The sequence below is a fragment of the Flavobacterium sp. UBA2787 genome, from assembly GCA_002352205.1.
Classification (GTDB): Bacteria; Bacteroidota; Bacteroidia; order Flavobacteriales; family Flavobacteriaceae; genus Flavobacterium.
This window is the reverse complement of the sequence record DEHZ01000010.1, coordinates 147,704-162,719: the sequence shown is the minus strand read 5'-3', so window position 1 is coordinate 162,719 and position 15,016 is coordinate 147,704. Positions and strand designations below refer to the sequence as shown.

Here is a 15,016-nt window from a genome sequence, read left to right as displayed (position 1 = left end):
TACTTAATTAATGAACCCAACAATCCAAATCACCAAAACCGAATTACTTTCAGATAATTGGTATTTACTTAACAAAGTTACTTATGAATTTACTCCCGAAAACGGCGAACCCGAAATCCAACGTAGAGAAGTGTATGATCGCGGAAATGGTGCCGCTATTTTATTATACAACAAAGAAAAACAAACTGTTATTTTAACTCGTCAATTTCGATTACCGACTTTCTTAAACGGAAACGAAAGTGGTATGATGATTGAAGTTTGTGCTGGATTGTTAGACGAAAAAAATCCCGAAGATTGCATCAAACGCGAAACGGAAGAAGAAACCGGTTACCGCATTCAAGATGTAAAAAAAGTATTTGAAGCTTATATGTCTCCCGGAGCTGTTACAGAAATTTTATACTTTTTTACGGCTGAATATCAACCTCAAATGAAAGTGAGTGAAGGAGGCGGATTGGCTTCGGAACATGAATATATTGAAGTGTTAGAACTCGATTTTAACGAAGCTCTGAAAATGGTTTACAATGGAGAAATTAAAGATGCGAAGACGATTATGTTGTTGTTGCATGCAAAAAGCGAAGAATTATTACCATAAAAAATCGGACAACTCAAAAGATGAGCTGCCCGACTTTCATCACTAATCAATCTTTAATTTTAAAAACTTTGGTTAAAATATCATCCATCAAACACCATTTTGTTAAAGATGATTGTAGCAAATTGGCTCCCACAAATGCGGTGAACCATAACCAATTTTGGTTTACATAAATAGCCAATAACAAACTGATGATAATAAATGTTCCGGCCACTCCGCGTACGATTCTGTTTTTCATATTTTTAAGGTTCTAAAGTTCTGAGGCACTAAGGTTCTGAGGTTGGGGACTATTTTTAACTTAGTCCCTCAGTTTCTAAGTACCTTTTATATAAATTTTTCGATGCTAAATGTCGCTAAATGCACTTTTGATTTGGTTTCTAGTTCTTGATTGAAAGTCAGAATTAATCGGTATAATTTTTCCAAATTTTCAACCGGAACGAAAGCATAAAATGCAATGGATTCGTTTTCGTTTACTTCGCTTCCAAACCAATTGGATGCCAAGGCTTCTTCGGATAAATCTTTAAATCCGGTTACATCACGATACGAATAGGTTTTTACACCGGATTGTTTGAGCAAATGCTGTATCTCTCGTTTGAAAGAATGGACAGCGGTTATTAAGACTAGTTTCATTTTTTTTTTTTGAGTTGCTGAGTTACTGAGTTGCTGAGATGCTGAGATGCTGAGTTACTGATATACTGAGTTTTATCAAATAGCCAATTTTTACTAATTACTATTCACTATTCTTCTCCCATTTTTTCCGCTCGGTGATGTAATAGATTAATGGCACCACAATTAAAGTTAATAACGTAGATACAATCGCTCCGGCTACTAACGAAATCGCTAAACCTTGGAAAATAGGGTCGAATAGGATAATCGATGCTCCAATAACAACGGCTCCGGTGGTTAGTAAAATTGGTGTGGTTCTAACAGCTCCAGCTTCAATAATGGCTTGTTTTAGTTCTATTCCGTCGTTTAATCTGATTTCAATGAAGTCGATTAATAAAACAGAGTTTCGAACCATTACTCCAGCTAATGCGATCATTCCGATGAATGAAGTTGCCGTGAAGAAAGCTCCCAACAACCAGTGACCTAACACAATTCCTACCAACGAAAGCGGAATGGCCAACATCATTACAATAGGCGTTTTAAAGTTTTGGAACCAACCCACAATTAACATATAAATTACTAAGATTACGACTAAGAAAGCCACGCCTAAATCACGGAAAACTTCTAAGGTAATTTGCCATTCACCATCCCATTTTACAGTAAAATTACTTTCGTCAGAAGGTTGTTCCATATATAATTCATTGATGGAATAGCCTTTCGGTAAATTCATTTTTTGAAGTTTTTCTTCCATTCCTAAAATGGCATACACCGGACTTTCTAAATCACCGGCCATGTCTGCGGTGATATAAACAACCCGTTTTTGGTCTTTGCGGTAAATGGTGTTTTGTAAGGTACTCTCCTCTACTTTCACCAAATCATTCACCGGAATCACATTGTTTTGTGAACCTTTAATTTTTAGGTTTAAAACATCTTGCAACGACGTTTTATCTTGATCGTCAAGCGATAATACAATGCCCACCGGGTTATTAGAACGTTCGTCATACAAATTGGAAACAGGCATTTCTCGCAACAAATACGTCAAATTACCCACCACTTGCTGTGGAGCAATTCCGTTCAACATGGCTTTTTCTTTATCCACTTCTAATTTATATTCGGTTTGGGCATCTTCTACCATCCAATCGATATCCACAATATCGGGAGTGTTTTCTAAAATGGTTTTTACTTGGTGAGCTACTTTAATTTGCTCTTTGTAATCAGGTCCGTAAATTTCAGCCACCAACGTAGAAAGTACAGGTGGTCCGGGTGGAACTTCAATGATTTTTACATTCGCACCATATTTTTTGGCAATTTTTTGCACTTCCGGACGAACGATTTTGGCAATATCATGACTTTGTAAATTACGGTCTTCTTTATGTAATAAATTCACTTGAATGTCTGCCATATTACTTCCGCCACGCAAATCGTAATGTCGTACCAATCCGTTGAAAGTAATAGGTGCAGAAGCTCCAATATAATTTTGATAATCCACTACTTCCGGAACGGTTGACAAGTACTGAGCAATTTCTTTGGTAACGGCTGCCGTTCTTTCTAATGTTGTGCCTTCCGGCATATCAATCACCACTTGAAACTCATTTTTATTATCAAACGGTAACATTTTAACGGCTACTGATTTGGTAAAAAACATCAACACCGAACCGATTAGCAATACCGTCGTAATTCCCAACATAACCATTCTTTTCTTTGAGCTATCTAAAAACGGACGTTCTAATTTGTTGTAAATTTTATAAATACGAGAAGTTTCTAAACCTTGTTCTTCTTTGTGTTCTTGTTCGTCTTTTTCTCTTAATAAATGATAACCCAAATAAGGCGTAACGGTTAACGCAACAAACAACGATAAAATCATGGCAATGGAAGCTCCAATCGGCATCGGACTCATGTAAGGCCCCATCATTCCGGATACGAAAGCCATCGGAAGAATCGCTGCAATTACGGTGAATGTGGCTAAAATAGTTGGATTTCCTACTTCATTTATCGCATAAATGGCAGCTTGTTTGAATGGGAGTCGCTTCATTTTAAAATGCCTGTGCATATTTTCGGCAATGATGATACTGTCGTCAACCACAATTCCCACCACAAAAACTAAGGCAAAAAGCGTAATTCTATTCAACGTATAACCTAATAAATAATAACTAAATAAGGTCAACGCAAAAGTCAACGGAACGGAAAAGAAAACTACTAATCCACCTCTCCAGCCCATGGCCAACATCACTAAAATGGTTACAGCTAAGATAGCAACACCCAAATGCAACAACAACTCGCCTACTTTATGAGAAGCTGTTTCCCCATAATTTCGGGTAACTTCCACATGTACATCGTCAAGAATTAAATTGGTTTTGAGTTGTTCGACTTTTACTAAAATCTTATCCGAAATTTTCATTGCATCGGCACCTTTTACTTTTCCAACAGAAATAGTAACGGCGGGATATTCGCTTGGCTTATTGGTAAACTTTTCATTCGCTTTTCCATACCCAAAAGAAACATAACTTCGAGCTGTGGAAGGTCCGTCTTGAATGGAAGCCACCTGTTTTAAATACACCGGCATATTTTGATTTATTCCCACTACCAAATTTTCTACATCTTCGACATTGGATAAAAATTTTCCGGTGGTAATTAAATATTCCGTGTCATTTTGCACAAAGCTTCCCGATTGCGAAGAACCGTTATTGGCCTGAATCATTTGCATAATTCCCAACGCATCCACTTTATTTTCGGCCATTTTGTCTTTGTCTAAAACTACTTTCAACTCGCGGGTTCTTCCTCCAATTTCTTTTGTAATAGCTACATCTTTTACTTTTTCTATTTCAGATGTAACTTCTTCTGCCAATTGTCGAATTTCAAAATCATCATATTTTTCACTCCATAATGTTAATCCTAACATCGGAACATCATCGATTGAACGCGTTTTTACCATCGGTTTATAAACACCTTGCGGAAACATATGTTCGTGTTTGGCTAATTCGTCATACAATTTCACATAGGAACGCTCAATGTCTTCGCCAACATAAAATTGAACAATAATCATCGCTTGACCATTCATCGCCATACTATGCAAATGCTCAACCCCTTTTATGTTTGATAAAACTTTTTCCAACGGTTTAATAACACGGCTTTCTACTTCTGCCGGAGTTGCTCCCGGATAACCAATCATTACATCGGCCATGGGAACATTAATTTGTGGTTCTTCTTCTCTTGGAATTAAGAACGAACTATATACACCAATTACCATCAAAGCCACCATCAACAGAATGGTTAGTTTGGAATTGATAAAAAAAATGGCAATTTTGCCTGAGATACCTTCTTGCATAATTTTAATGTGTTAATTTGACAATATGTCAATGTGACAATTGACTAATCGGCTAATTGAACAATTGCCTAATTAATTTGAACTTTTGCTCCATTGAACAATTTCCCTTCTGCCGAAACGATATACGGTTCTTTGGAAGATAATCCGGAAAGGACTTCTACTTTGTCGCCGTAGGTTTTTCCGATTCGCAACCATCGCAAAATAGCTGTATTGTTGGCAACTGTGTAAATTCCGGTGAGCTGACCTTGCTTTACTAATGCAGATTCGGGAACTAAAACTTGTTCTGAACCTTCATTTGAATCTGATGATTTTTCAATTGGAAATTGCACGTTGACAAACATTCCGGAAAGGATCGTTTTATCCATTTCGTCTAAATTGACTTTCACTAGATATTGTCCGCCTGTGTTTTTGGCTGATAAACTCACTTCCGACACTTTTCCTGCCACTTTTTTATTCATTGATTTGATGATGATGGAAACCGGCATTCCTTGTTTTATTTTAGAAATATCACTTTCCGAAACCATAGCAGTCACTTGTAATTTTCCGGAACCTTCCACACTCACTAAAGGCATTCCCGGATTAGCCATGTCGCCTTCTTTGATGAATGTATTAGTTACAATTCCGCCAAAAGGTGCAGTTATATTAGCATAATTAAATTGAGCAATGACTTCGTTACGCATTTGTTTTGCTCCTTCCAATCCTGCTTTTGCCATTTCAAAACGAGCGGTAATGTCATCTAATTCTTTTTGTGAAGCACTTTGTTGAGCAAACAAGTTTACAAAACGATCGTAGTCTTTTTTGGCATTGTTATAACCGGCAGTTGCTTGTAATATGGAAGCATCCACTTGTGCTTTTTTGGCTTGTAAATCGGTGTTGTTAATACTTACTAACAATTGTCCGGCTCCAACTTTTTGTCCTACTTTCACATGTACTTTAGTTACATAACCCATCATTCGGGTACTGACATTGGCACTGTTTTCTGCTTCAATTTTTCCGCTTGCCGTTACAAACGGTGTGGATGTGTTATCAACCGAACCATTAACTTTTACAGCAATGGCAGGTAATGTTTGGACTTCTTTTTGGTCGCTTCCGCAGGAAAATAAAATGGCTGCTGAAAAAATAATTAGAGATTTTATTTTGATATTCATAAGATTGTGATTTAGTATATTGATTTGTTGAAAGCTATTATTTAGTTAAAAATTCCAAATACATTTTGGTGAAATTGTATTCAAAAACCGCTTGTAAATATTCCAATTCCTTTTGAGCCGTTTGTGTTTCCGTCATCAATAAATCGGAGGTTTTTTCCAATCCTTGTACAAAACGATTTTGACGGATTCTGAAACTTTCTTGGGTTTGTTCAAAAGCCAATTTAGAAAGTGTCACTTTGTTTTGAGCATCGGTCAATTGACGATTGGTTTTGTTCAATTCTAATTGACTTTGTTTTTTGTATTGTTCGGCTTCCGTTTCTGCTTTTTGAAATTCAACTTTTGATTTTTCAAATTTTCCGATGGATTTGTAACCGTCAAATAAATTCCAAGACAATTGAGCTCCGACAGTGTATCCATTTGCTCCAAATTGGAAGATTTCGGTATCATACAGTTCATACGTTCCAAAAGCATTTAAGCGAGGTAAAAAACTCATTTTACCGGATTTCATCATGTTTTTATACGCTTCTGTTGATTTTTCCATCGCTAGAAAATCTTTTCTTGATGTTGATAATTGAGCGTTTTCTAACGTAGGATTAATTTCGTTTTCTAAATTTTCAACCGGTTTATAAATGCCGCCTTTGGTATCTTCGTTCAATAAGAAAGCCAAATAATCGGATGCATTTCGAATATTACTTTTGGCATACGATAATTGATTGGTGATTTCATTTACACGAACTTGCACATCCAACACATCTGTTTTTTGAAGCATTCCTTGTTTGAAATAATTGTTGACCAAATTCAGATTGGCTTGTGCAGTAGAATTCGCTTTTTCTAAAACCTCAACCGCTTTATAAGCCAGTTGCAATTGCATGAAGGCTTTGTTCACTTCCAATTCTAAATATTCTTTGGTGCGTTCGGTTTGCAATTGATAGGCTTCCATTTTTGACTTGGCGGCTTTTCTTTCAAATAAACCATCGGCATTTAAAATGGGTTGAAGCACTTCAATTCGAGTAGCATAATTTTGCACTTGTGAAGGATCATTCAACAAAGCCGGATTAAAATCAGCTTGCGTTAAAATTTCCTGATTCAATTTAGAACCAAATGCCATCAATGGATTGGTTGTAGTAATGGCCGTATGCGAAGCAGAAATACTCGGTAAAAAAATTGCATTCGATTGACGGTAATCTGAACGAGCCGATTCAACATTTTGTTTGGAAATTTTCAATTGAAGATTTTGTTCCGATAATTTAGTGGATAAATCCGTTTTGGAAATTTGCAAGGTATCTTGACTGAATACGGCTGATGAACAGGCAAATATCCCGAGTGCAATTGTATTTTTAATTGTTTTCATTCGTTTTACTTCTTAATTACAAGGCAAAAGTAGAACGATGAAAAGAGGTGTGCAGTAACATTTGTTACCAAGAGAATTTTTTATGATTTTAGGATAATTGGAAAGAATCGGCCACTTATAATGGAAGTTTTGGAAAAAACCGTCCTACTTTCTCCTGATATTCCTTGTACGAATTGAATTTTTGAGCAAGTTGTTTTTCTTCATATGTTGATTTAAGATAAAACCAAATGAGTAACAAACTTCCGACGATGAGTTTATAAATTGAATACTTATAAAGTGCAAAACCAAAGGCAAACATCAAAATTCCAGAGTAAATGGGATGACGACTATATCGAAAAAATCCTTGCGTTAGTAAAACCGCTTTTTCGGTTGGTGATGGAAAAACGGTTAGATTAGTTTTTAACTCAAAAACAGTCAATAAAGCAATCATAAATCCGATAATGGCAATCACCATTCCGAATGTTGCCAGATAGTTTGGAATTGCTAATGGTTGAAAAAAATCAAAAGTATAGGCTCCAAAAAGAAGAAATTGGATAAAAACAAAAATGTAATCTTTGCTACTCTTTTTCATTTTTTTCCTTCTTCTTGGGGGAAGTTACAAACAAATTAAACAATAAACCACCCATTAAACCTCCGTATAAAGTGCTGTTTAATGGTTTGGAGGTGATGGAACACGTTCCACTAACACAACCTATTTGTTGATAATAGAGATATCCGGCAACTAGTCCTACAACCACCCCAATTCCGGTAACAATGATAGCTTTTTTATTCATTTGTTTTTTTTGTAAAGGTAATACTCCAAATCCCACGTACTTCATTTTCATCATATCCAATCGCTAAATCCTTGGGATATAATTTCAAAATTTGACGTTGTACTTCCGGTTTGATTTGTTTTCCGTGACATTGCAAACACATTGTGTTAGTTTCTATCGGGTAATAAAATTGAATTTTATCTCCTTTTTCAAGAGCAACAGGTTTGATGTCTTTTTTGTCAACCAAATCTTTTTTAAATTGAGCAATATAGTTTAATTCTTCTTCATTGGCTTTGTTATTAGGGTTTCGATTTTTGTCGGAAACTCTTTTTATAGTAGCATTAAACTGCGTTGACATACTATCAGTTAAAGGGATGGCTTGAATGTTACAAAAGGTCAGGGCTTCCATTGTTCCTTTTTGCTGAATCGCTTCCATTAAATTTTTGCCTAATACTTTTTTGGTGCCCAAAGCATAGTCTAAACCTATATCGGCATACGTTTTAACCACTTCCACTTCTTCCATTTTCTTTCCTGATTGTGTCCAATTTTCATTACCATGACCTTCCCAATGAGCTTTAAACCATTCGGGTTCTTCAATTTGATAGTCATACATAAAGGCAGCAATTTTCTCTATACTACCTTCCGGAAAAGCTTGTTTCGGCATTAGTCCGTGTTTTTTTATCGCACCATACATTAAGGCTTTGTCTTCTGTAGGGTTTTCAACAAATTGTTCAATGTGTGAAACAAATTCCTCTTTTGTTTTATTATCCATCAAATAGCGAGCTTTAATGGCAACCATCGGAGGAGCTATGCGACCTTGAGTTTCAGAAGCCGTTGGACTGTGGCATATATAACAATGAGTCTGCATTAATTTCTGAGCATGCTCGGCTTCTGCTTGAGTCAAATCTTTTTGGATTTCAAGTAGTTCATTTTTATTTTGACAAGACAATAAACTTAGAAATACAAATAAAACAATACTACTTTTCATAATTAATTCTGATTCTAATTAACAACTACTTTTTGAGATATATAAAACTTATTATCAAAAACAAAAGTGATGATAATCAATTGATTTGAAATTTTATTTAATTCAAAATTCATCGAATTTTCGCCTTGCTTTGCATCGATTATTTCGCCTTCTGAAATAATTTTACCATCTGTTGATGTTACAAAATAGTCAACTGAAGTTTCATATGGCAATGTAAAATGAATTCTAATCTTCTCGTTTTTTGTAGGATTAGGTGAAGCAACCATCGTAAAAGGGTTTTTACCATCTAAAGTGGCAACTTCCAATGTTGGATCATAAATTAATTTCACTTCATAAATGGTTGGATCTGCCGAAGTGGTTGATGTTTGATTGTTTGAAAAAGGATTAATACTTGGACTCAAAATTCCACCATACAAATGTCCAATCACAAATTCGGTAGCAGTAATATCATTTAATTTAATCACTTTATTTGAATAATGTGGTAGGTTTAAATTTGGAATAAACTCTGCTCCTGCCCCTTTAAAATTAGGCATCTCCAAAGGAAATTTATGTTCAGACAAAGTGCCGTCTGCTAATCGGGTTACTCTACTAATCGTTTTTACAAATGGTACATTGTCATCTTGAATTAAAGTTGTTCCATTATAATAATACTGACTCATTCCACCAAAAAAGAGGCTGTGCATTTTATTGGCATCTTCATCATACAAGCCTACTTTTCCATTATGATAGTTACTCAAATATTGATTGAATTGTGTTTGAGGGAAATACCCACTACTTTTAACATCAATCGGATATAGATAAGGTAAATCAGCATTGATTTGAAATACTCCTGATGAAATGGTATAACCTTGTTCTCCATTTGGAAAAACCTGAGGCACCAAATTATAATCGCGTCGGTGCAAATGCACTGCATCAGTAACCGCAGAATAATTCGCATAACTCAATTGTGTCTCAGAATTATCAATAGTGAATTTTTGAATTTTATTCAAATACGATTGCGTAAAAGTGGGATTATTCATAGGATTGTATCTTCCCATAAAAACATGTCCACCAATTAAATAAAATTCACTTCCTATTTTTCCTAATTGTCCACCCGTATTTTGAAAAATAGGATTAGAAATTTGTTTAAAATAAGAAGTTATCGGATTGCCGTTGATAATTGCATCCATTAAATTTGGCACATCTACCGATGTTAACTTATCAAAAGTAATGTGGTCATTTGCAGTCACTGAGAATGCATATCCGCCGATAATATAAAGTGAATTATCCACTTGATAAAAATTCATATTTGTCGCTTGTAACTGTTCTCTTAAACCAACCGGCAATGTATTTACGGAAGCTGACCAAAATTGTTCAGTAGCCACATCCACAACATAAATATTAGTATTATTTAATGAGCCGGGAAAAGCATTGAAAGGTTGACGTGCATGAATTCCATCTAATCGTCCTCCGATAATTAACCATTTACCATTGTGTTGACCATAAACATATGAATGCAAACCGGGTAAATTTGAAATTGTAACGGGTGTCAGTTGAATATCAAATTGAAATGTATTTTGAGCTATTGAGAAATTTGATAAAACCGATAATAGAAATAAATAAATAGTTTTTTTCATTTTTAAATAATGTTTTATATGTGAAAATTTAAATGAAATTCAAAATTTAAATTTTGTATACAAACATATAGAATCATAAATAGATAAGGTGTAACATTTGTTACGTAACACTATACAAATCTTAAATTAGAAAACTTATAAATTAAATTTCTATTTGTCAAATCAAAGAAGTTTTACTTTTTTACATAGTATTAATTTATAAACAATTCTAAAAAACCTCAATCACAAATCGCAAATAATCGTTACTTTTGCCTTCCGTAAAAATGCAACGACAATGATTTACAAATTACGAGTAATACTCGACAACGAAGAAGATGTTTTTAGAGATTTAGCCATTGAAAACACTGATACTTTAGAAGATTTACACAATGCGATTGTGAATGCGTTTGGCTTCGACGGAAGTGAAATGGCTTCTTTTTACACCTGTGATGACAATTGGAATCAAGAAGATGAAATTCCGCTTTTTGATACTGGTGATGTTCCGGGCGAAATGCGAATTATGAGCGACTTGTCGTTGGAAGATATGCTTTACGAAAAGCAAACAAAAATCATTTATGTATATGATTTTCTAAATATGTGGACGTTTTTGGTAGAATTAGCCGCCATCGAAGAAAAACAAGCTGGTTCCACTTATCCTGAATTATTGTATTCACTTGGATTAATGCCACTTGGAGCCAATGATCCAACTTTTGAAGCCGATGACGATTCTTTATTCTCCGAATTTGAAGACGAATTAGACGAGGATGATTTGGATATGTTTGAAGGCGGAGATGACTCTTTTGAAGATTTTGGGTTTGAGGAAAACTGGAACTAAAAGGTTTAAAATTGTTTAAAAGTTTAATGGTTTAATATCGTTATGGCCACAGTTAAAAGGTTTGAAGATTTAGAAATTTGGAAAGAAGCAAGAAGATTATCCAAAGAAATAATTTTATTATCCAAAACGACAGATTTAAAACTTGATTTCAAATTGAAAGATCAAATTAAAGACTCAGCTGGTTCTGTTATGGATAATATTGCTGAAGGATTTGAAAGAAGTGGAAATGGAGAATTTAAACAATTTTTAGCTATTGCAAAAGGCTCTTCCGGCGAAACTCGTTCTCAATTGTATCGTGTTTTTGACAACGACTATATTAATGAAGAAAAACTAAACATTCTTGTAACCGAGTACGAAAAACTCAATGTGAAAATTCATAATTTTATTGTATATCTAAATAATTCCGATTTTAAAGGCACGAAGTTTATCAAACCCTAAACTGAATTAAACAATTTAAACAACTTTAAATAATCTTAAACTTTTAAACAATTATATCCCAAACATGATCAACCTTTTCAACGCCCACATCGAATCCCTATCCATACACCGAGTTGGAAACAAAAGCCGTAACGAAGCTATTTTTTTATCGGAACAACCATATCAAACCAATGATGAAATTACGCCATTGTTGAAAGAGTTTTTCCTGAAATCGTTTCGTGAGAAAGAGGAAAACTATTACCAATTTGCTCACGAAGTTGATTTAGAATATAACGATATGTTCAAATTGGCCTCGGAAGTTTTTGAAAATCCTTCCAACATTCACGATGTTTCCAAGAAAATCACGAAACATTTGTTTGAGCAATCCAATCATCCACACATTAAGAACGGTGAAGTTTATGTCGTTCATTTTACACATTTAACTATTGATAACAATCAAGTGGATGCGATTGGCGTATTCAAAAGTGAGTTGCAATCTGACTTTTTACAATTTGAAGAAAAAGGGACAAATTTAGAAATGTTGCTTCAACACGGCATCAATTTGAATAAATTAGATAAAGGTTGTTTGATTTTTAATTACAAAAAAGACGAAGGTTATAAAATTCTAACGGTTGACAGCAATCGATACGATGCTCGTTATTGGTTGGAACATTTTTTAAGTGTTGATGCTTTTCAAGATGAAAATTTCATCACTAAAAAGTATTTGAAATTCTGTCAAGATTTTGCAAAAGATGTTGTATTTCCGGCCGAAGATAAAAAACAAGAAGTGATGTTTATGAATCGTTCGGTGAATTATTTTGCAAAGAATGATGAGTTTGAGGAAACCAATTTTTTGAATGAAGTAATGGATAATCCGGATTTGATTCCTGAATTCAAAAGTTATAAAGTGGATAAAGGTGAAAAATACAGCATCGAAGATGTAACCAATTTCCCGATTGCCAATGCTGCAGTTTCTGATGCAAGAAAGAAAATTAAAAACGTAATTAATTTGGACACCAACATTCAAATTAAACTCGATTTCATCAACCCCGAAAGTGCTGAAAAATTTGTTGAGAAAGGTTGGGACGAAGAAAAACAAATGTACTACTACTTGGTCTATTTTAATAAAGAACAAAAATCTTAAATAACAAATCCTCAATTAGTTAAAATGATTGAGGATTTTTTTATGTCTTGTGATTTGTAAGTTTTTTATGTCATAAAATTTAAATTTTAATCAGTTTATCGACTTTTTTTGGCTTTTCGTCTATGTTTTTGTAGTTTTCGCTAACCACAATTTAAATACCACATTTATGAAAACCTACACAAACAACAATTCCGTTTCAGCCACTTCCGTAATTTGCTCCGTTTTGGGGCATAAGTATCATTCTACCAGAAAAATAACCAATCATTTTAGCGAATACCAATGTCGCTGCTGCGGAAAACAAATGACAGAAGATACAAGAGGTCGTTTGATTTCATTAACACCCGAACTTCGTGAGATTAATGAAACGTTGAATATGATTTTCACTAGAAGGCAAATTCAATTATAAAAATTCAAAATAAGGTTTTTCAAGAAACATCCGTAACAAATTGTCATCTTAGTCGTCCTATCTGTAACGATTAAACAATTTATCTTGGAAACTATTCTCACTATCGAAAATCTGAACAAACGATTCGGCCCCGTTCATGCGGTTAAAAACGTTTCGCTTGAAATCAAAAAAGGAAATGTTTACGGAATTCTCGGTCCAAACGGTAGCGGAAAATCGACTACGTTAGGAATTGTGCTGAATGTCGTGAACAAAACTTCCGGAGAATACCGATGGTTTGGCGGTGCGATGGAAACGCACGAAGCTCTCAAAAAAGTGGGAGCCATCATCGAACGCCCCAACTTTTACCCGTATATGACTGCTAAGGAAAATTTGGAATTGGTTTGTAAAATCAAAGGAACTCCGAATACCAAAGTGATTGAAAAATTGGAAGTAGTTGGACTTTTAGATCGAAAAGACAGCAAATTCAGAACTTTTTCATTAGGTATGAAACAGCGTTTAGCAATTGCTTCTGCCCTATTAAACGACCCCGAAATCTTAATTTTAGACGAACCAACAAACGGATTAGATCCGCAGGGAATTCGTCAGATTCGTGATATCATCAAAACCATTGCTTCGCAAGGAACGACTATTTTATTGGCTTCACACCTTTTGGATGAAGTAGAAAAAGTGTGTAGTCACGTTTTAGTTCTTCGAAAAGGCGAAATTTTATATTCCGGAAAAGTGGACGGTATGATTTCAAACGAAGGATTTTTTGAACTTCAATCAGATAATTTAAATGAATTAGAATCAGCTTTACAAAATCATCCTTCCATCGAAAAAATGGAAATGGAAGAAGGTAAATTAGTTGTTTATTTAAAATCCGCTTTAGAAGCAAGAGATATGAATAAATATTTAGTTGATAAAGGAATTTACCTCAATCATTTAGTCAAAAGAAAACACAGTTTAGAAGAACAATTTTTACAATTGACCAATAACAACTAAGCCTATTTACCATTACCAATAACCCATCACCTTTTTATGATACGTCTTCTTCAAATAGAATTTCAAAAAATATGGAAAAACAAAGCGAGTCGAATATTAACGATATCGTATTTTGTCATTCTCTCTTTCATCGCGTTAATTGCTTCGATAAAATTCAACATTGGAAATTTTGAACTGCGAATTGCCGAACAAGGCATTTTTAATTTCCCATACATCTGGCATTTTAACACCTATATTGCTGCCATTTTAAAATTATTTTTGGCCATTGTCATCGTTTCAATGATGGCTAATGAATATACTTATGGTACTTTAAAACAGAATTTAATTGACGGTCTAAGTAAAAAAGAATTTATTTTATCAAAATTTTTAACCGTTTTAGTATTTTCAGTTGGTTCAACAATTTTCGTTTTCATAATGAGTTTGCTTTTGGGATTAAGCTTCTCATCATATAATGAATTCGGAATTATTTTTTCTGATTTAGAATATATTTTTGCTTACTTTTTGAAACTGACCGCCTTTTTCTCTTTCTGTTTATTTCTGGGAATATTGGTCAAAAGATCAGCTTTTGCTATCGGTTTTTTGTTTGTATGGAATATTATTGAGGGAATTATAATTGGCGTAATGAAATGGAAAATTTTTAAAAATTCCAATACCGCAGACCATATTGCTCAATTTTTACCATTAGAATCAATGTCAAATTTGATAAAAGAACCCTTCACTCGATTGAATGTGATTAAAAATATCGAAGAATCAATTGGCGGTGTTCCAAACCTAAAAGATTACGGCGTTCATTGGTATTCGATGCTTATCGTAATTTGCTGGATTGTTATATTTGTGTTAATGTCGTATAAAATTCTTCAGAAAAGAGATTTGTAGTAT

At 34.3% G+C, this 15,016-nt stretch carries 16 protein-coding genes; 7 read left to right on the top strand and 9 right to left on the bottom strand.

Features of this window, described 5'->3' with window-relative positions; all coding sequences use genetic code 11:
- Positions 1-10 precede the first annotated feature (10 nt).
- Positions 11-592 (top strand): GDP-mannose pyrophosphatase NudK, encoded by a 582-nt coding sequence (gene nudK, locus B4N66_RS07370; protein ID WP_291093589.1) that lies wholly within the window; start codon positions 11-13, stop codon positions 590-592.
- A gap of 46 nt (positions 593-638) precedes the next feature.
- Here the strand turns inward: nudK and B4N66_RS07365 are convergent, their stop codons facing one another.
- The 9 genes from B4N66_RS07365 to B4N66_RS07325 all read right to left on the bottom strand — a co-directional run bounded on the left by B4N66_RS07365 (position 639) and on the right by B4N66_RS07325 (position 10,375).
- Positions 639-827 (bottom strand): YgaP family membrane protein, encoded by a 189-nt coding sequence (locus B4N66_RS07365; protein ID WP_291093587.1) that lies wholly within the window; start codon positions 825-827, stop codon positions 639-641.
- A gap of 86 nt (positions 828-913) precedes the next feature.
- The gene (locus tag B4N66_RS07360) at positions 914-1,219 is read right to left on the bottom strand and encodes a hypothetical protein (protein ID WP_291093586.1); all 306 of its coding nucleotides are present in this window, start codon (positions 1,217-1,219) and stop codon (positions 914-916) included.
- Positions 1,220-1,319: 100 nt separating this feature from the next.
- The gene (locus B4N66_RS07355; protein ID WP_291093585.1) at positions 1,320-4,520 is read right to left on the bottom strand and encodes an efflux RND transporter permease subunit; all 3,201 of its coding nucleotides are present in this window, start codon (positions 4,518-4,520) and stop codon (positions 1,320-1,322) included.
- Positions 4,521-4,588: 68 nt separating this feature from the next.
- Positions 4,589-5,668, bottom strand: coding sequence for an efflux RND transporter periplasmic adaptor subunit (locus B4N66_RS07350; protein ID WP_291093583.1), 1,080 nt, complete (start codon positions 5,666-5,668; stop codon positions 4,589-4,591).
- Between the two features lie 37 nt (positions 5,669-5,705).
- Positions 5,706-7,019: a TolC family protein gene (locus B4N66_RS07345; RefSeq protein ID WP_291093581.1), complete on the bottom strand. Its 1,314-nt coding sequence runs from the start codon at positions 7,017-7,019 to the stop codon at positions 5,706-5,708.
- A gap of 115 nt (positions 7,020-7,134) precedes the next feature.
- Positions 7,135-7,590, bottom strand: coding sequence for a methyltransferase family protein (locus B4N66_RS07340; RefSeq protein ID WP_188362248.1), 456 nt, complete (start codon positions 7,588-7,590; stop codon positions 7,135-7,137).
- Positions 7,577-7,792: a DUF6132 family protein gene (locus tag B4N66_RS07335; RefSeq protein ID WP_291093578.1), complete on the bottom strand. Its 216-nt coding sequence runs from the start codon at positions 7,790-7,792 to the stop codon at positions 7,577-7,579. Before B4N66_RS07335 ends, B4N66_RS07340 begins: the two co-directional genes overlap by 14 nt.
- Positions 7,785-8,759, bottom strand: a complete 975-nt coding sequence (locus B4N66_RS07330; protein ID WP_291093576.1) for a Tll0287-like domain-containing protein — start codon at positions 8,757-8,759, stop codon at positions 7,785-7,787. Before B4N66_RS07330 ends, B4N66_RS07335 begins: the two co-directional genes overlap by 8 nt.
- Before the next feature lie 14 nt (positions 8,760-8,773).
- Positions 8,774-10,375: a hypothetical protein gene (locus tag B4N66_RS07325; RefSeq protein ID WP_291093575.1), complete on the bottom strand. Its 1,602-nt coding sequence runs from the start codon at positions 10,373-10,375 to the stop codon at positions 8,774-8,776.
- A 274-nt stretch (positions 10,376-10,649) separates the two neighbouring features.
- Between B4N66_RS07325 and B4N66_RS07320 the strand changes: the two genes are divergently transcribed.
- The 6 genes from B4N66_RS07320 (at position 10,650) to B4N66_RS07295 (ending at position 15,013) form a co-directional block, all read left to right on the top strand.
- On the top strand, positions 10,650-11,189 hold the full coding sequence (locus B4N66_RS07320) for an IS1096 element passenger TnpR family protein (protein ID WP_291093574.1): 540 nt from the start codon (positions 10,650-10,652) through the stop codon (positions 11,187-11,189).
- Positions 11,190-11,231: 42 nt separating this feature from the next.
- The gene (locus B4N66_RS07315; RefSeq protein WP_291093572.1) at positions 11,232-11,627 is read left to right on the top strand and encodes a four helix bundle protein; all 396 of its coding nucleotides are present in this window, start codon (positions 11,232-11,234) and stop codon (positions 11,625-11,627) included.
- A gap of 64 nt (positions 11,628-11,691) precedes the next feature.
- The gene (locus B4N66_RS07310) at positions 11,692-12,750 is read left to right on the top strand and encodes a nucleoid-associated protein (protein WP_291093571.1); all 1,059 of its coding nucleotides are present in this window, start codon (positions 11,692-11,694) and stop codon (positions 12,748-12,750) included.
- Positions 12,751-12,916: 166 nt separating this feature from the next.
- Positions 12,917-13,156 carry a hypothetical protein gene (locus B4N66_RS07305; RefSeq protein WP_291093570.1) on the top strand — a complete coding sequence of 80 codons (240 nt, stop codon included), beginning with the start codon at positions 12,917-12,919 and terminating at the stop codon, positions 13,154-13,156.
- A gap of 84 nt (positions 13,157-13,240) precedes the next feature.
- Positions 13,241-14,137, top strand: coding sequence for an ABC transporter ATP-binding protein (locus tag B4N66_RS07300; protein ID WP_291093569.1), 897 nt, complete (start codon positions 13,241-13,243; stop codon positions 14,135-14,137).
- 36 nt (positions 14,138-14,173) lie between these two features.
- Complete coding sequence (locus B4N66_RS07295; RefSeq protein ID WP_291093568.1) at positions 14,174-15,013, top strand: ABC transporter permease; 840 nt, start codon at positions 14,174-14,176, stop codon at positions 15,011-15,013.
- Positions 15,014-15,016: the final 3 nt, after the last annotated feature.

Bases quoted from the DNA above. Each gene is read 5' to 3' on its own strand.
- nudK (WP_291093589.1), top strand. From the start codon at position 11: ATGAACCCAACAATCCAAATCACCAAAACCGAATTACTTTCAGATAAT.
- B4N66_RS07365 (WP_291093587.1), bottom strand. From the start codon at position 827: ATGAAAAACAGAATCGTACGCGGAGTGGCCGGAACATTTATTATCATC.
- B4N66_RS07360 (WP_291093586.1), bottom strand. From the start codon at position 1,219: ATGAAACTAGTCTTAATAACCGCTGTCCATTCTTTCAAACGAGAGATA.
- B4N66_RS07355 (WP_291093585.1), bottom strand. From the start codon at position 4,520: ATGCAAGAAGGTATCTCAGGCAAAATTGCCATTTTTTTTATCAATTCC.
- B4N66_RS07350 (WP_291093583.1), bottom strand. From the start codon at position 5,668: ATGAATATCAAAATAAAATCTCTAATTATTTTTTCAGCAGCCATTTTA.
- B4N66_RS07345 (WP_291093581.1), bottom strand. From the start codon at position 7,019: ATGAAAACAATTAAAAATACAATTGCACTCGGGATATTTGCCTGTTCA.
- B4N66_RS07340 (WP_188362248.1), bottom strand. From the start codon at position 7,590: ATGAAAAAGAGTAGCAAAGATTACATTTTTGTTTTTATCCAATTTCTT.
- B4N66_RS07335 (WP_291093578.1), bottom strand. From the start codon at position 7,792: ATGAATAAAAAAGCTATCATTGTTACCGGAATTGGGGTGGTTGTAGGA.
- B4N66_RS07330 (WP_291093576.1), bottom strand. From the start codon at position 8,759: ATGAAAAGTAGTATTGTTTTATTTGTATTTCTAAGTTTATTGTCTTGT.
- B4N66_RS07325 (WP_291093575.1), bottom strand. From the start codon at position 10,375: ATGAAAAAAACTATTTATTTATTTCTATTATCGGTTTTATCAAATTTC.
- B4N66_RS07320 (WP_291093574.1), top strand. From the start codon at position 10,650: ATGATTTACAAATTACGAGTAATACTCGACAACGAAGAAGATGTTTTT.
- B4N66_RS07315 (WP_291093572.1), top strand. From the start codon at position 11,232: ATGGCCACAGTTAAAAGGTTTGAAGATTTAGAAATTTGGAAAGAAGCA.
- B4N66_RS07310 (WP_291093571.1), top strand. From the start codon at position 11,692: ATGATCAACCTTTTCAACGCCCACATCGAATCCCTATCCATACACCGA.
- B4N66_RS07305 (WP_291093570.1), top strand. From the start codon at position 12,917: ATGAAAACCTACACAAACAACAATTCCGTTTCAGCCACTTCCGTAATT.
- B4N66_RS07295 (WP_291093568.1), top strand. From the start codon at position 14,174: ATGATACGTCTTCTTCAAATAGAATTTCAAAAAATATGGAAAAACAAA.